Consider the following 16577-nt stretch of genomic DNA (forward strand, 5'->3'; position numbering starts at 1 on the left):
ATGTACTCTGTTTTTTTATATACTTAAATAACCTTCCAATCATCATTTCCCTTAAGAATATTGGTTATGGAATACTTTTCTACTTCCTTGTCATTTAAAAGTTTCGCCCATTTAACTCTTTTATCATTTGCTGCACCTGGACCATAGCTTTTATACTCTGCATAGTAGCTTTCTTTTTCAGCATTTGCCTTATTCCAATTATGAAAACCTTCTGGAATGATGTGTTCTCCCATAAAACACCTTATGAAAACTGTTTTTGCATAGTCTCTCCAAGGTCTTCCTAAATAAACAGTATGCTTCCTTGCATCACTTATGAATTTGCAATCCAAGAATACATATCCAAATTCTTTTCCTTCTGGCGTTGAGGCTGCTGCTATAAACCCATTAACCTCTTTATTTTTATCATTAGAAAAAATCTCACATTTATTGAATACAGCAGTGGCGGAACCAAATATAAAGTCTATATCTCCTCTTATATAACAATTTTCATAATACTGCCTTACATCTCTTCTTTTCATACCGTCCTTTGGCCCACCAAAATTGTTTCCCTCTATAGGCTTTGGAGGAAGTGGTCCTGTAAATAGGGTATCTTGGTTTGCTAATAATCTACAGTTTCTAAAAATCATTCTATCGCCATCAGCATAAACCGCAACTGCTTGTCCTACTAGATCTCCGTCTCCTGCATTATTTTCTACAGTTATATTTTCACAAATAAAATCATCGCCATCCACAAACATTGTATAGGAGTTAAAAGTTCTCATTCTCTCTTTATTAGCCATCAAGGTATTAGCTGAATCATTAAAGGTTATGACCGTGCTACTTACATCTTCACCAATTAGACTTATAAAAGGTTTTCTTATACTTAGTTTTTCCTTGTAAACTCCAGCTTTAACCTTTATAATAACCCTTTTCTTATTGTTCTTAGACACACTGTCCACTGCTTTTTGTATTGTATCAAAATCCCCATCATCATTTTTCGATACTATCAAAATAAACACCCCTTTTAATTTTTCACCTGCTGCAAAATCACTGTTCTCTTATAAAAACCATATCTCTTATAAAACTCCAGAACTTTCTCATTTCCCTCTGCTACTCCTATTATTTTATTATCTGCTCCATTTTTATCTAACCATTTAAGTGCTCTAGTCATTAATTTATCACCTAATCCAAAGCCTCTGCACTCTTTTTCAATGAAAATAGACTCAATCTCTCCCAAGTTTTTATTTTTTATAGTACTTATGCAGTAACCTACATATTCATCATTTCTTTTAATTAAATCAATATTCAATGATTTAGTATCTTTATTTGTAAAGCTCTTACGTCTATCTTCAAATTTAAATTTTTCATATCTAGCATAAAAATACTTGGAACCACATTTATGGTGCTCATTTAACTTTTCCCATAAAGGCTTTACTAACTCTAATAATTCCGCATCTCCATTTACAAATTGAAACTCCTCCATAATCAATTCACATCCTAAAATAATAATACCTTAATTATACATTAATACCATTTTAATTGTCCATTATTGTTATTATTTATACAGCATAAATAATAACAATACTCAAATACTAAACTCATTAGCTAAATCTTTGCTTTACACTTAATTTATGAGGAGATGTTTTAAATGAAAGCCATAACTTTTGAAGGCATGAACAATGTTAAGGTTAAAAATGTAAATGACCCGAATATCATAAAAAATGATGATGCAATTATTAAAATAACTTCTACTACAATATGTGGTTCCGACCTTCATCTTCTTCGTGGAACCATGCCAAAAGTTCCTCATGGATTTATTATAGGCCATGAAGCAATGGGAATTGTTGAAGAAACAGGAAAGGAAGTCACAAACTTAAAAAAAGGTGATAGAGTAATTGTGCCTTTTCCTGTTTCCTGCGGTCACTGCTGGTACTGTACTCACGGTCTTTCTAGCCAATGCGATAACTCAAACGAGCATGGTGAAGTTGGTGCTATATATGGATACGGTGATTTAATGGGAGGCTACGATGGCGGTCAGGCTGAATACTTAAGAGTTCCATATGCAAACTTTGGGCCTAAATTAGTACCTGAAAATCTTACAGATGAACAGGTTCTTTTTCTAACTGATATACTTCCAACTTCTTATTGGGGCACAATAGTAAATGGAGGAGTTAAGCAAGGTGACACCGTAGTCGTTCTTGGCTGTGGTCCAGTTGGACTTTTAGCTCAAAAATGGGCAGCTTATGCAGGTGCTTCTAGAATAATCGCAGTAGATAACATAGACTATAGATTAGAGCATGCAAAAAAATACAACTCAGCAGAAATATTAAACTTCAATGACTACGACAATACAGGAGAATACATCAAAGAAATAACTCATGGAGGAGCAGACGTTGTAATTGACTGTGTTGGAATGGACGGAGAAAGGTCTCCTATTGAAAATGTAGAAACTCTATTAAAAATACAGGGTGGTTCAAAGTCCGCAATAGAAATATCAACTCAAGCAGTAAGAAGAGGTGGAACAGTATCTGTTGTCGGCGTTTACGGTGCAAGATACAATAACTTTCCTTTTGGAGACTTCTTCTCTAGAAATATAACCATAAAAACTGGTCAATGCCCAGCACATTCTTATGTAGATGTTATTTTAGATCTCATAAAGCAAAATAAATTTGATGCTACTGATATAATAACTCATACTATGTCTCTTTCTGATGGTGAAAAAGCATATAATTTATTCAATAATAAACTTGATAATTGTATAAAAGTCATATTAAAACCATAAAATCTTTATATAAATACGGAGTTTTGGTAACAAACATACATGCCAAAACCCCCTTAACTTATAAATTCTTGCCTTTTATGAAATCTTCTCTATGAGGTGTAAACACATCCAAGAGCACTCCCTTTTTAAGACATTTACAGCCATGTACTATATTCGGTAATTTAAAAAGTGTGTCTCCTTTTTTCACTACTTTCTTAATTCCATCAATTTGAAATTCAAATTCTCCTTCTAATACGTATGAAAGCTGTGTATGAGGATGATTATGTAGTTCTCCTACAGCTCCCTCTTCAAAATGCACCTCAACAGCCATAAGTTCTTCACCAAATGCTAATATCTTTCTTTTTATCCCTTCTCCTGCTGGTTCAAATTCTCTTTCTTTGCCGTATACAAAAGCCTCATTCATAATGTTCAATCCTCCCCTTAAATATTTCATACTTGTCTCTCTACATAACATTTTAGCACAAACTTTCCTAATTTCTATGTAAATAAAATAAGGGAGTTTTATTATAATAATTTCTCCATAATGAATTTTAATTTAGTATAGAACATTTTACATATTTCTCTTGAAGATTTTTCTTTTAATACTATAATTAGTATAGTGATTTAATGATCTTATAAAATACAATTAGAAGGTGAATCTTTTGAATAAACCAAATGAAAGAAAAAAAATATTAATTAAACGTTCCATTTTAGTAGGCTGCACTGCTATTATATGTTGGACTTGCTTTTTTATATTTGGAACATATTATAGAAAAAAAACTACTGCAGCTGCAAATGAATTCAAAAATAAAGCTGCTCTTTCTAAAAAAGTACATCATAATTCAAAAGCAGACAAGTTAGCTAAAAAAGCTCCAATAATTCCTGGATACCTTGAACCGTGGAAGCTTCAAAAAAACAATCCTAAAAAAACAGCATATTTAACCTTTGATGATGGCCCATCTCCTAATACTACAAAAATATTGGATATATTAAATGCTAATAAAATCAAAGCCACATTTTTTATTCTTGGTAAAAACGCAGAAATGCATCCTGACTTGGTAAAGTTAGAATATAAATATGGAAATTCTATAGGTAACCATACTTATTCTCACAATATACGTTATAATGAATCAACTGATGAATTTTTAGCTGATGTTAACAGATGCGATTCTGTTTTAAAATCAATTTTAGGTGATAAATATACTCCAAAGCTACTTAGATTTCCTGGAGGTTCTGGCGCACCAAGAGAGACTAGATTGGCTCCTTTTAGGCAAGCTGTAACAAATGCAGGATATAGATATCTAGATTGGAATGATGAAACTGGCGATGCTGAATATAGGCTTGCTCCTGTTCCTACGTTAATGTCAAACCTGGAACATAATACAGGTAATCAGCATACCGTAGTTGTTTTAATGCATGATGCCGCTGCAAAAACCACCTCAGTAGACGCACTACCACAGGTAATTCAATACTTGAAAAACTTAGGTTATACTTTTGATAAAATCTCGTAATTATATAAAGAAAAAGCAAGAGAACTCTCTTGCTTTTTCTTTATATAGCTTCATATCCTATGGCAATTTATTTCCTGCTGCTCTATATATTTCGTACCATTCCTTCCTTGTAAGCTCTATATCTGAAGCTTTGCAAATATCCTTCAAACGATTAACGTTCGTTGTACCAACTATTGGCTGCATTTTAGCCGGATGCCTTAAAAGCCAAGCAATTGCTATAGCCGTATTCTTAACACCTTTATCTCTTGCTATGTTATTTATTACTTTATTTAATTCTGGAAATTTATCGTTATCCAAAAATACCCCTTCAAAAAAGCCATACTGGAAGGGTGACCAAGGCTGAATTGTTATATCGTTCAATCTGCAATAATCCAGAACACTTCCATCACAATTAATTGAAGCCTCATTTTTCATATTTACGTTTAGTCCTGCATCAATCATTCCCGTATGCATTATACTAAGCTGAAGTTGATTTATTATTATCTTATTATTTAAATATTTACTTAGAAGCTCAATTTGCATAGGATTTTGATTACTAACTCCAAAGTGCCTAACCTTTCCACTCGAGCTTAACGTCTCAAATGCTTCTGCAACCTCCTCAGGCTCCATTAATGCATCAGGACGGTGAAGAAGTAAAACATCTAAGTATTCAGTTTTAAGTCTTTTTAAACTTTGATCTACTGAATTTAAAATATGCTCCTTTGAAAAATCAAAAAATCCTTTTCTTATGCCGCATTTTGATTGTATTATAAGCTTCTCTCTAACACTAGGTTTCATATCAATTGCTTCCGAAAAAATTTCCTCACATCTACCGCCACCATATATATCAGCATGATCAAAGAAATTAATTCCTTCTTCAAGTGCAGTACTAATAAGTTTACTAGCATCACTTACAGTAAGTTCGCTAAGCCTCATACACCCAAGAGAAATCTCAGATACATTAGAAAGCTCTCCTTTACCTATGTTTAAAGTTTTCATTAATAAACACCCCTTTTGACTATATAATCTAATAAAACCATCCAGCTACCCTCTCCTTTTAATATACCCTAACATTTAATATTCCCTTAATAAAGCCTTAACTTTAATTTAGTAATATAAACTTAAAACAAGCATCATAAAAAGGAAGGTGAAGCACATGGAACAACTAAACATTTGTATTGACATTGATGGAACTATTACAGACGCTTATTATTGGATTGATTTATGTAATAGTTATTTTAAAACTAGCATCACAGAAAAGGACGCAACTCAGTATTATATACACAAAATACTAAATGTACCATTAGAAGAATATAATGAGTTCTATGAGAAGTATAAATATAAACTTCACAGCGAACAAAAGCTTCGAAAAGATGTAAAGTCCGTAATAACAAAACTCAGCCAAAATAATAATATCTTTTTTGTAACTGCAAGAGAACGGGATCTTACTATTCTGACCTATAGTTACTTAAGAAAAAAAGAAATTCCTTACGATAGCCTGTTTATTCTGGGCACTCATCATAAAGTTCCAACAGCTAGACAGCTAAACTGTGATTTATTTATAGAAGATAACTACGACAATGCTCTTGAGCTTTCAAAAGCTGGTTTCAAAGTACTTTTAATAGATACCTACTATAATAGAAAACCATTAAATCAAAATATTATAAGATTTTATAATTGGGACGAAGTATACGGTATTGTAGATAGACTCTTCGAAAAATCAGAGGCTATATAAACTACTGATACCTCTCTACAAAGTCAGTCCAGCTTTTTTCTTTAGCTGAAATGGGTTTTCCATGTGAAGGACAAATCCATTCAAACTTTAACTTTTTTAAAGCCTTAATTGATTTTACTATCTCTTCTTCACTATAGTTCATAAATCTTGGAAGTAATTTTATGGACTTATCCTTTACTTTAAACAAATCTCCACTAAATAATACATTTTCATATAATACTGACACATGACCAGGAGTATGCCCTGGTGTTTTTATTATATATGCTTTAGAAAACTTCTGTCCCTCTTCATATGTATTTATATCACTTAATGCCTCTTGTCTTATTAATGTCTGAATTATTCTCTTAACACCTTTTCTTTTTAATTTTCCACAAGCATACGGCATATCCTCTTTTGATATCCACAGTTTTGCTCCTGAAGCCTTCTGAAGCATTTTAGCATTTCCAATGTGATCTATATCATGGTGTGTAAGTAAAATGTTATTAATGTCTTTTATGTTTAAATCTACAGAATTAAGCTCTGATTCTATTTTCTTAAATAATCCTACCATTCCAGTATCAATAAGTATATTATTTCCATTTTGCTTTATCAAATAAACGTGACTGCTATTTGTACCATCAAGCATATAAACATTATTTATTATTTCCTTCATTTTACTTCCTCCAAAATTTAATACTTTAAATACATTATAACCTATGTATAATAATTGGAGCTTCCATGGAAATTATGTTTTACCCTGGAAGCTCCTTATATAAATTAAATATGGTATAAGCGTATGTTATTTTTCTATCGAGGCAAAATTGGATATACATAACTAATTTTAAGTAAATGCATTTACTACCCTTTTATCGTTACATAAAAATGAAACTTAATAATTATTTTACATTAAATACATTTTTTTACTTAAATATTTTTAAAAAAGAGACTTTATCTCAAGCCTCTATTTTTGACAAAGCAGTTCATTTAATTGTCCTAGGAGGTTATTTCCTCCTGAAAGAGATATGCTTCCTACCTTATCACATATTCTTTCTAAGTATTCCATTTCCTTAAGCTTATACAGCGTTTCATTTTCATCTAAAAGTTTAGCCGTATTTAATAAACTCCTAGTAGATGCTACTTCTTCACGTCTTGATATAACATTAGCCTGTGCTTTCTTTTCAGCTATTAAAACGGTGTTCATTATATCCCTCACTTCTCCTGGAAGTATTATATCCTTTATACCAGCACCTATGAACTCCACGTAATACTCTCTTTCTTTTTCCTTAAGCCTTGAAAGTATAAATCCTCCAATTTCCTCTTTTTGATTTAGTATATCATCGAATTTAAATTTCCCAATATACTCTCTTATTACCATCTGTGAAAAGGTATAAAGTTGAGTTGCATAATCCTTTATTTTAGAAGTAATACTTACAGCATCCACCACTCTAAAATCACACACAAAATTAATGCGCAGAGAAACTCTATCCGTTGTTAAAATTTCTTGTCCCAATACCTCAAGCTTCTGAACCCTTATATCCACAAGCTGATACGTGACCTTAATACAGCTGTTCCAGAAATAATATACTCCACTTGAAAGTTCTTTGTGAAATTTACCATTAAAATACACTACTGCTCTTTGGCCCTCTGAAACTTCAATCTTTGTGTACAAGCTTACTGGCATATATTTAAATAAGCTTCTATCAATACTCTCTTGAACCTCTGGTTTTGAAATATCAATAAGCTCAAAGGTATGCTTTTTTATAATGTTCCAATAAGCATACTCACCACTCACTAAAACATTTAATTTTCTGCCATTTACGTAGTGTACGGCAAGCTTGCCATCTGGTATATCTATCTTAACCACGCTTTTTTTAAAATTCTCATCCTTTAAAAAAATATCCATATCCGATGTAGATATTTCTTTCATGCTATCTACATTCACCTTTTTAATCTCATAATTCCCCCATATATACGAATGCTTACCTGGATTTAGTAGCTTTATGAATATTCCATCCTTAAACAGGTATCCTCTTTCATTTTCTTTTATAATAATCTTCATAGTTCTTCATTCCTTATTAATAAAATTTTGATAATAATAGCAGTATTCACATAGCTACCGCGGGAATATAGTTAAGTTAATATTAATTTATCTCGGTTCCTCTAGAGGCGTGGAGATAAAAAATACAAAACGGTATCCCTAAATTCACAAGGCTGTAACTATGTTGTTATATAAAGTCTAGTCCTTCTCTTAATTGCAACACGAATACTGCTCTTAGTATCTTTAAAAAAAGACTTGGAAGGTCTTCTATAGAGAGGTTTTAATTCCTCATTTAAATCTGTAATTGCTCTACCAGCTGAGCTAACTGAGTCACCTCAGTAAGAGATTTGAACTCCTGACACATTACCCTGACATTATTTTGGCATACTAATATGGCACTGCCCTTAGCACCGCAAAGCCCTTAAAGCTTCTGCAAAAAATAACGCCTTTATATAAAAAGCCTTAGCTTATATATACTTACCCCTTAACCACTCCAATTGTTTTAAGCTTTTTTATCGGCTTAACTAAATCAGTTTGATTAAGCATAACTTCATCTATGTTTTTATAGGCAAATCTACTTTCTTCTGGAATGTCTTTCTTTTTTCCTTTTCCTAAAATAACATTTCTAGTCTTAAGATCCTTCATTACCTCTTCTACTGTAAAGTTATTCATTGCAGCTTTTCTTGAATATCTTCTACCTGCACCATGAGAAGAAGAACAGAAGCTTTCCTTATTACCTTTACCTTCTACAACATAACTAAAAGAACCCATAGCTCCTGGTATTACAGCAAGCTCTCCCTCTCTTGCACTTGTTGCACCTTTTCTATGGACCCATACATTTTTTCCATAGTGATTTTCAAGCCTAGCATAGTTATGATGACAATTAATTTCTTCTGTATACTCTATATTTAAATCAGTGTACTTATTAAGCCACTTTTCTATTATGCTTTTAACATTGTCCATCATTTTAGCTCTATTTTCATAAGCAAAATCAAGAGCCAAGTTCATCCAGTTTATATACCTTTTTCCCTTATCCGTATCAGTAGGCAAAAAAGCTAGTCTGAATTCTTGAGGTACGGAAGATTTCCACTTTTCATTTAGCTCTCTTGCAATGTTATTAAAGTAATCACAAACTTGTTTTCCAAAATTACGGCTTCCAGAATGAATCATTATGCAAAGCTTACCTAATTCATCTTCTTGAAGCTCAATAAAGTGATTTCCCCCGCCAAGAGTTCCTGCTTGAAAGTACCCTCCTTCAATTTGCTCTAATAGCTGAGTGTCTTTTTCATACTTATTGATTTCCTCTTTAGCCTTATCTAAGGTGATACACGCTTGTGCTTCCCTATGATGTTTAAAGGAAACAGGTATATTTCTTAGTATATCTCCAACCATTCCTTGAATTAGAGATCCATTTGAAGTCTTAATATCTTTTATTTCTGATATGTTTATGTTGGTTGCTACAAAATCCATTCCACAACCTATATCTACACCTACTGCATTTGGAATTATAACGCCTTCAGTTGCAATAACTCCACCTATTGGCATTCCCTTTCCCGTATGTGTGTCTGGCATAAGGGATACCCATTTATGTATAAAAGGAAGCTGTGATAAGTTATATGCCTGCATAAGACAGCTTTCCTCTATATCCTCTTCATCCTTAAGCCATATCCTTATTGGTTTTTTTGTTTTTTCACTGCAAATAACAAACATATAATCACTCCTTTTTTGTTGCTTGTCTTGCTACGCTTTATATCTTAGCATGATTATAAAAAGCTTTCATTTAAAAAAAGTTGCGAACTTAATTCTTTAGATTAGCTTATAACATAATTACTTGTTTGTTGCTTTTACTTTTATAAATTGTTAAAATAATCTTATTAATTAGCAAAGGTTGTGATTATTATGATGGAAAATTTAATGGTGAGAGAAGTTTAGTATGAATATTAAATGTTCTCTCAATAGGTTACTTTATATAAACAAGGAGAGAATATTATTATGTATAAAATCTTAAGAACCGAAAAATCCTGGATTGAAGGTTCTGCTGTTGAGCAGGTAAAGAAACTAGCTAGTTTAAAAGGTGTAGAAAATGTTATAGGCTATCCTGACCTTCACCCTGGAAAAACACCCATAGGTATTTCAATTATTACAAAGGATGTTATATATCCTCATCTTATAGGAAATGATATTGGATGTTCCATAAGCTTGTTTGAAACCTCTGAACTTAAAAGAAAATTCAAAGTAGAAAAGGTAATGAAAACCCTTCAAAATAGTGATCTTAAAAACGAAATTAAAAAAGATTTTAATCTTGGAACTATAGGTGGAGGAAATCACTTTGCAGAGTTTACCCTTGTAGATAAAATTCTTGATGAAAGTGAAACAACAAATTTTGATAAAAACAAAGTCTATCTTCTTGTACACAGTGGCAGCAGAGGGCTTGGTGAAGAAATTTTAAGGAAATATATAGATTATTATTCCTGTCAAAATGGACTTGCAGTAAACAGCGAGGGTTTTAATAACTATATTTCAGACTATAAAAAGGCTGTAGTTTTCGCAAAAGAAAATAGACAGCTTATAGCAAAAAATCTATGCCAATTATTAAACTTAAAAGCTTTTGACCTAAAAATAGAGGCTATACACAATGGTTTAGAATTAAGAGAAGATTATATAATTCACAGAAAAGGTGCTGCTACAGCTCTTAATAAATATGTAGTTATAGCTGGCTCTAGAGGTGATTATTCATATATAGTTAAGCCTATAAACTCTTCCCTTGAAACAGGCTTTTCAATAGCTCACGGTGCAGGCAGAAAGTGGAAAAGAAGTGGTTGTAAAGAAAAGCTCCAAGGCAAATTTTCAAAGAAAGCTATACGAAACAGAAGCTTTTCCTATAATCTTATTTGCAGTAACACAAATTTAGTATACGAGGAAGCTCCAGAGGCTTACAAAAACATAGATAGAGTAATAGATGATCTTTTATCCTTTAATTTAATAAAGGTAGTTGCAAGGCTAAAGCCTTTAATTACCTATAAGGATTAGGTATGTGGCTACAAATTAGTGCAGGCACAGGGCCTGTTGAAAGCTGTAGATTCGTATACTTATTTTTAAACTTAGTAAAAAAAGAATGCAAATATAGAAATATAAAAATTGAAGTTTTAGACTTTGTACCTGGTGAAAAAATCGGCACTCTTAAATCTGTATTTTTAAAGCTTAGTGGAGAAGGTGCTAAGACGTATGCTAGCTCAATTACGGGAACTCATCTTCTTATTTGGGAAAGCGAATACAGAAAAAATCACAGGAGAAAAAATTGGTTTATAGCTGTTAATTCTTTTAGTTATGAAACTAACGAGGACCTAAACGATAAGGATATTATTATTGAAAAAATGCGAAGCAGTGGTAAAGGTGGACAACACGTTAACAAAACTGAAACCGCTGTAAGAATAACTCATAAAAAGACCGGTATAGTTGTGAACTCAAGCGAAGAAAGAAGTCAGTTTGCAAATATAAAACTTGCAAAGGCTAGATTAATCATTGAACTTAAGAAATTATCAGATGAGAGGCGCAAAAGAAATCGCAGTGAAAGATGGACTGCTGGAATAAATATAGTTCGTGGCAATCCAGTTAACGTATATACTTACAAGGAACTAAATTCTTAGATTTAATCATGGGGCTTGCAGCTTTTGCAATGCCCCATTTTATAGTGTGAGGTAAACATATGAAAAATTTTTCTGAAACAATTAAGAACTTTGATAAAATAAGAGACTATGTAAGAGACTTTTATATATACGGCTTTAAATCCAGAAATGACTTTACTAGAAAAAGCCTTAGAACCTATGACAACGAAAAAAGGAGAATTGAAAGCTATTTTGAAAAATACGTTAGTTATAACTCCTCCTTTGGTGAAAAAAACGCCTTCATTTCAGTTAACAGTTCAACTATAAGTCATAATCCACTATACAGCGTGTGGAAGGCCAAAAGCTTTACTGATAATGACATAATGCTTCATTTTTACTTATTGGATTTATTAAATAATAGAGACAAGCTTAGCATAAAGCAACTAACTGATGAAATTTCAATTAATTATGGGACAATCTTTGAACTTCAAACCGTCCGAAATAAAGCCAACGAATACGTAAAGGAAGGTATTTTAATTTCCACTAAGCTTGGAAAAACCTTATATTACTCACTGAACAATTCCTATTTTAATGATTTAACGTCAAGCAATAACAGCTTGTTAGACTGTTTAAAATATTATCAAGAAACAGCCCCCTTTGGTGTCATAGGCAGCTATATACTCCAAAATGAGAATAAAAAGAATGATATTTTCCGCTTTAAGCACCATTTTATTGCTCACACCTTAGAAGATAAAATTCTTTTTGAAATTCTAAGTGCAATAAAAGAAAAAAGAGAAATTTCTTTCATTGTTGAGAGCCCAAAAAATCCAAATAAAGCTGTAATTTTAGGAATACCTTTAAAGATATTTGTTAGTACTCAAACCGGCCGCCGTTATTTGAATATATACAACGCCAAAAGAAACCGCTTTGTAAATCACAGACTAGACTATATAAAATCAGTCAAGCTGCTTGATAAATGTAATAACTATGATTTTTTAAAAGAAAACCTTAAAAATAACTTAGACAAATGTTGGGGAGTATCCTTTGGAAACAACTCTAGAAAAAAAGTATTTAAAGCAACACTATATATTAACGAAAAAACAGAGACCTACATCATTAATCGTATAAATAAAGAAGGCCGTGATGGCACTTTAAAAAGACTTAAAAAGAATACTTATTTATACTCAAAGGAGGTTTTTGACCCAAATGAATTAATGTCATGGATTAAAAGCTTTATAGGAAGAATCATATCAATAGAAAGCGGAGAAAACTTTGTAGATGCGAGATTTTTTAATGATATGCAAAAACTAAAGGAAATGTACTTAAATAAGGAGGGTAACTAATGGAATTATTTTCCGAAATTTATAGTTGCTATTATAATGCTGTTACACAAATCGTAAATAGCTGCATCGAAACACCTATTTCAAAAGAGGCTATAAAAAAATTTATTGATGATAATGCTTTCAGTGAAAGTTCCTTTCATATCCTTCCAAAATTATTAACTGGTGATTGGAACTTATTAAGAAAAGATAACGATAAGTACATATCAAAGCTAAATAGTTCCATTAAAAACCCAGTAACTAAACTTCAAAAGTCATGGCTTAAATCTATCCTCCATGATAAAAGAATAAAGCTATTTTTAGATAAGGCTGAACTTGAAACTTTATATAAAAGCTTATCCGACGTTGAGCCACTATTTGATATAAATGATTTTTATTACTTTGACATTTTTTCAGACGGTGATAATTATAACGACCCTATTTACATAGACAATTTTCGTTTCATATTAAACGCATTAAAAAATAAAAAAGCTATAACAGTTTCTTTTAAAAGTGGTAGAGGTATTCATACAAATGGTAACTTCTTTCCTATTAAGATAGAGTATTCAAGCAAGGATGACAAATTTAGATTACATTGCTTTAGCATTAATGCTAGAAAAAGTTTAACTCCTCAAGTTATAAATATAGGAAGGATATCTTCAGTTAAACTTTACAAATCAACCTTAAACTTTTATTTGGACACCTCAATTTACGAAAAAATTACTAGATGTACAGAACCTGTTGTAATAGAAATATCTAATGAGCGTAATGCCCTTGAACGGTGTATGTTAAACTTTTCAGATTTTGAAAAATACACAGAGTACAACAAAACATCTAATAAATACATAACCCATATTTATTATAATAAGAATGATGAAACAGAGCTTTTAATACGTATTTTGTCCTTCGGCCCTGTTATAAAGGTATTAGGTCCTGAAAAATTCTTGAATTCCTTAACAAAAAGATTAAAAAAGCAATTAGAACTTATAAATATCGCAGACTGATTAAGTAAGGCTTTTATTTAACATCGATTTCGCTATTTAATCAACCTTATATAGCAATTTCTTCTTATAGTAACATTTTACTCTTACTTGTATAGGTTGTATAATATTTTTATAATTTAATATTATGCGTTTACCAATCAAAGGAGGAACTAATATGAAATACTTAACTAAAAAGCTATTTCTTATATCTACCTTTATGGGAATAAGCTTAGCTTCTGTGTTTTCTCTAGCAACTACAGCTTATGCCTCTAGCTTTTACATCTCACCAAATGGAAATGACAATAACCCTGGCACTATAAGTTCACCTTTTTTAACTATATCAAAAGCTCAAGAAAAAGCTAATTATGGCGACACCGTATATATTTTAGGTGGAACCTATACAAAATTCAATATTACAAAGTCAGATGCTAATTACAATTACGTTAATAACATTACTAAAAGCGGAATCACTTATAGAGCATATTCTTCAAAAAATATTCCTATTTTTGATTTTTCAAAGGTATTACCCTCAAAAAGAATAGCAGCTTTCCTAATAGAACCTGGTGTATCTAATGTAACTTTTCTATCTTTTCAAGTAACAGGGGTAAAAGTAGGCACTCAAAAGCAATCTGAATGCTTTAGGGTAGAAGGAAATGCAACTTTAAATCAGGTAGTTTGCCACGATAATGAAGCAAACGGATTTTATTTTGTTAATCATGGTACCGGAAGCTGCATAAAATGCGACTCCTATAATAACATTGGTCCTACTAAAAATTCAATCGGAAATACTGACGGCTTTGGCGCTCATGGCGATGGCGTTACATTTTCATATTGCCGTGCATGGCATAACAGTGACGATGGTTTTGATTGTCTTACTTCAAATGGAGCTAACACTTTCGATCACTGCTGGGCTTTTAATATGAATGCTGGTGGCGATTCAAATGGCTTTAAGATAGGTGGTTATGGTGCCGGGGCACCTCCTAATAAGGTTCCTATACATACTGTTAAATATTGTTTATCAGCTAATAATAATGCTCATGGCTTTTATGCTAATCATCAACCCGGGCAATCTGCAACTTGGACTTATAACTCGGCTTACAACAATAAAGCCGGTAATTTCGATATGTTAGAAAGGATTAGTAGAAATAATTCAATAGACATTCCGGGAACAAGAGAAATAGTTCATTATAATCTGACCTATGGTGGAAATGCTATTAAGAATTCCAATTTGCCTAGTCAAAATGTAAGCAACAATTCATGGAATAAGAATGGTATTGTAGTTTCTTCCTCAGATTTTCAGAGCTTAGACGTGAATCAACTTTCAAGTCCTAGAGGTACTAATGGTGCTTTACCTTTAATTACGTTTATGCATCTAACTAGTGGTAGTCACCTTGCCGGTTTAGGCTGCTTTTAATTCCCTCATTAGAAAAAAGATAGTCCGTATAAATTTCATTTAAATCACTTTAATGAAATTTATACAGACTATTTTTTATAGATTATCTGATATATCAGTTAAACTTTGAGATAAATTAGTAAGCGCTTCTATACTTGATGTAATTTCTTCTGTGGCTGCGGTTTGTTCTTGACTTGATGCCAATGTTTTATCACTTCTATTATTTGTCTCTTCAACTGCTTCTTTAATATTTTGTGTAAATTCTTTTATCTTAATAACTGTATCCTTTGTTTGTGTTGAAAGAGTTCTTATCTCTTTAGCTACAATACCGAAGCCCCTTCCAGCTTCTCCTGATCTTGCCGCCTCAATAGAAGCATTTATTCCTAGTATATTTGTTTGAGCAGATATGTCACTAATAACCTCAGAAATCTTTTCAATGCCCTCTGAAAGTTCATAAATTCTTTTTATGTCTTCACTTAACTCCATTTCACTTGTATTAATTTGTGACGAAGTAGCCGCAAGTTCTTGCGCCGCTGCTTCAATTGATACTAAACCTTCATTTAAATCTCTTGATGCATCCTTTACCTTTTTAGCAGAAGCTTTTGGGATAATAATTCCGAAAGATCCAACAACCTTTGAACTATCTTTCCTAAAAACAGGATAGCTTACTATTACTACTGGAATGCCAAATACGCTTCCATCATCTTCTCTCATTACAAGTTTATTAGTTCTCATAGCTTCCAAACCAGTACTGTCCGGTGTAAGCTTATCACCAACTTGTATACTTCTCACATCAAATTTTTTAGATCCTTGCCTCTCTACAATCTTTTCAAAATCTGATGTGTACAAAACCACTCCTTCTGGAAACATCTCCGCCATAATAGGTGCAAAATGCTGAAAACTACTCATTAAAGGCGGTATAGCAGGTAGTATCACGCTAACAGCTCCAACTATTTCACCCTCTTCATTTATAACAGGTGTTGCTGTTCCTTTTGCATTTATTCCATTCTTTTTATCATGCACTTCCACTGTAACAGTTCTTTTTTCTTTTATACATGTGCGCTCTGCTCCATCATCAAGCACTTTAGCTCCAATATACAAATCTTCTATATCAAATTTCTCTGACGAGAGCTTCCAGGTTACTGTATCGCCATCAACTATGACATAAACAGCTCCTTCCTCCATCTGGTTAATCTGCAGCTCACATGCTGCCTTAAAACCATCTAACTCTGATACTTTAATCATGTTATAATCCTCTCCATTCTCTTGTCTCTACACTTTTATACCCACTTAGT

At 32.2% G+C, this 16577-nt stretch carries 16 protein-coding genes; 8 read left to right on the plus strand and 8 right to left on the minus strand.

Annotated elements, in window-relative coordinates; genetic code table 11:
* Positions 1-23: 23 nt before the first annotated feature.
* Together CA_RS17350 and CA_RS17355 are read right to left on the minus strand one after the other, a co-directional pair.
* On the minus strand, positions 24-989 hold the full coding sequence (locus CA_RS17350; protein ID WP_010966644.1) for a pectinesterase family protein: 966 nt from the start codon (positions 987-989) through the stop codon (positions 24-26).
* Positions 990-1003: 14 nt separating this feature from the next.
* Positions 1004-1462 (minus strand): GNAT family N-acetyltransferase, encoded by a 459-nt coding sequence (locus CA_RS17355; protein ID WP_014519061.1) that lies wholly within the window; start codon positions 1460-1462, stop codon positions 1004-1006.
* Between the two features lie 165 nt (positions 1463-1627).
* Here CA_RS17355 and CA_RS17360 point away from each other — a divergent pair, with 165 nt between their 5' ends.
* Positions 1628-2761, plus strand: coding sequence for a zinc-dependent alcohol dehydrogenase (locus CA_RS17360; RefSeq protein WP_010966646.1), 1134 nt, complete (start codon positions 1628-1630; stop codon positions 2759-2761).
* Between the two features lie 58 nt (positions 2762-2819).
* On the opposite strand, the gene CA_RS17365 is transcribed toward CA_RS17360, so the two are convergent.
* On the minus strand, positions 2820-3164 hold the full coding sequence (locus CA_RS17365) for a cupin domain-containing protein (RefSeq protein WP_010966647.1): 345 nt from the start codon (positions 3162-3164) through the stop codon (positions 2820-2822).
* 229 nt (positions 3165-3393) lie between these two features.
* On the opposite strand from CA_RS17365, the gene CA_RS17370 reads away from it, so the two are divergent.
* On the plus strand, positions 3394-4251 hold the full coding sequence (locus tag CA_RS17370; RefSeq protein ID WP_242663037.1) for a polysaccharide deacetylase family protein: 858 nt from the start codon (positions 3394-3396) through the stop codon (positions 4249-4251).
* A 57-nt stretch (positions 4252-4308) separates the two neighbouring features.
* Here the strand turns inward: CA_RS17370 and CA_RS17375 are convergent, their stop codons facing one another.
* Positions 4309-5229 (minus strand): aldo/keto reductase, encoded by a 921-nt coding sequence (locus CA_RS17375; protein ID WP_010966649.1) that lies wholly within the window; start codon positions 5227-5229, stop codon positions 4309-4311.
* 157 nt (positions 5230-5386) lie between these two features.
* Between CA_RS17375 and CA_RS17380 the strand changes: the two genes are divergently transcribed.
* Complete coding sequence (locus CA_RS17380; RefSeq protein WP_010966650.1) at positions 5387-5965, plus strand: hypothetical protein; 579 nt, start codon at positions 5387-5389, stop codon at positions 5963-5965.
* A 1-nt stretch (position 5966) separates the two neighbouring features.
* Here the strand turns inward: CA_RS17380 and CA_RS17385 are convergent, their stop codons facing one another.
* The 3 genes from CA_RS17385 to CA_RS17395 form a co-directional block, all read right to left on the minus strand.
* Entirely contained in the window at positions 5967-6617 is a 651-nt protein-coding gene (locus CA_RS17385; RefSeq protein ID WP_010966651.1) for an MBL fold metallo-hydrolase, read from the minus strand.
* A gap of 288 nt (positions 6618-6905) precedes the next feature.
* A complete protein-coding gene (locus tag CA_RS17390) occupies positions 6906-8003 on the minus strand; it encodes a slipin family protein (protein WP_010966652.1) in 1098 nt (365 codons plus the stop codon).
* A gap of 456 nt (positions 8004-8459) precedes the next feature.
* On the minus strand, positions 8460-9692 hold the full coding sequence (locus tag CA_RS17395) for an RtcB family protein (protein WP_013913616.1): 1233 nt from the start codon (positions 9690-9692) through the stop codon (positions 8460-8462).
* A 282-nt stretch (positions 9693-9974) separates the two neighbouring features.
* Between CA_RS17395 and CA_RS17400 the strand changes: the two genes are divergently transcribed.
* The 5 genes from CA_RS17400 (at position 9975) to CA_RS17420 (ending at position 15303) form a co-directional block, all read left to right on the plus strand.
* Positions 9975-11012: an RNA ligase RtcB family protein gene (locus CA_RS17400; RefSeq protein WP_010966653.1), complete on the plus strand. Its 1038-nt coding sequence runs from the start codon at positions 9975-9977 to the stop codon at positions 11010-11012.
* Between the two features lie 2 nt (positions 11013-11014).
* Positions 11015-11629 carry a peptide chain release factor H gene (gene prfH, locus CA_RS17405; RefSeq protein ID WP_010966654.1) on the plus strand — a complete coding sequence of 205 codons (615 nt, stop codon included), beginning with the start codon at positions 11015-11017 and terminating at the stop codon, positions 11627-11629.
* Between the two features lie 59 nt (positions 11630-11688).
* Positions 11689-12930, plus strand: a complete 1242-nt coding sequence (locus tag CA_RS17410) for a WYL domain-containing protein (RefSeq protein ID WP_010966655.1) — start codon at positions 11689-11691, stop codon at positions 12928-12930.
* Positions 12930-13910 carry a WYL domain-containing protein gene (locus tag CA_RS17415; protein ID WP_010966656.1) on the plus strand — a complete coding sequence of 327 codons (981 nt, stop codon included), beginning with the start codon at positions 12930-12932 and terminating at the stop codon, positions 13908-13910. Before CA_RS17410 ends, CA_RS17415 begins: the two co-directional genes overlap by 1 nt.
* A 154-nt stretch (positions 13911-14064) precedes the next feature.
* Positions 14065-15303, plus strand: a complete 1239-nt coding sequence (locus tag CA_RS17420; protein ID WP_010966657.1) for a right-handed parallel beta-helix repeat-containing protein — start codon at positions 14065-14067, stop codon at positions 15301-15303.
* 75 nt (positions 15304-15378) lie between these two features.
* On the opposite strand, the gene CA_RS17425 is transcribed toward CA_RS17420, so the two are convergent.
* The gene (locus CA_RS17425; protein ID WP_010966658.1) at positions 15379-16527 is read right to left on the minus strand and encodes a methyl-accepting chemotaxis protein; all 1149 of its coding nucleotides are present in this window, start codon (positions 16525-16527) and stop codon (positions 15379-15381) included.
* Positions 16528-16577: the final 50 nt, after the last annotated feature.

Source organism: Clostridium acetobutylicum ATCC 824, from assembly GCF_000008765.1.
Lineage (GTDB): Bacteria > Bacillota > Clostridia > Clostridiales > Clostridiaceae > Clostridium_S > Clostridium_S acetobutylicum.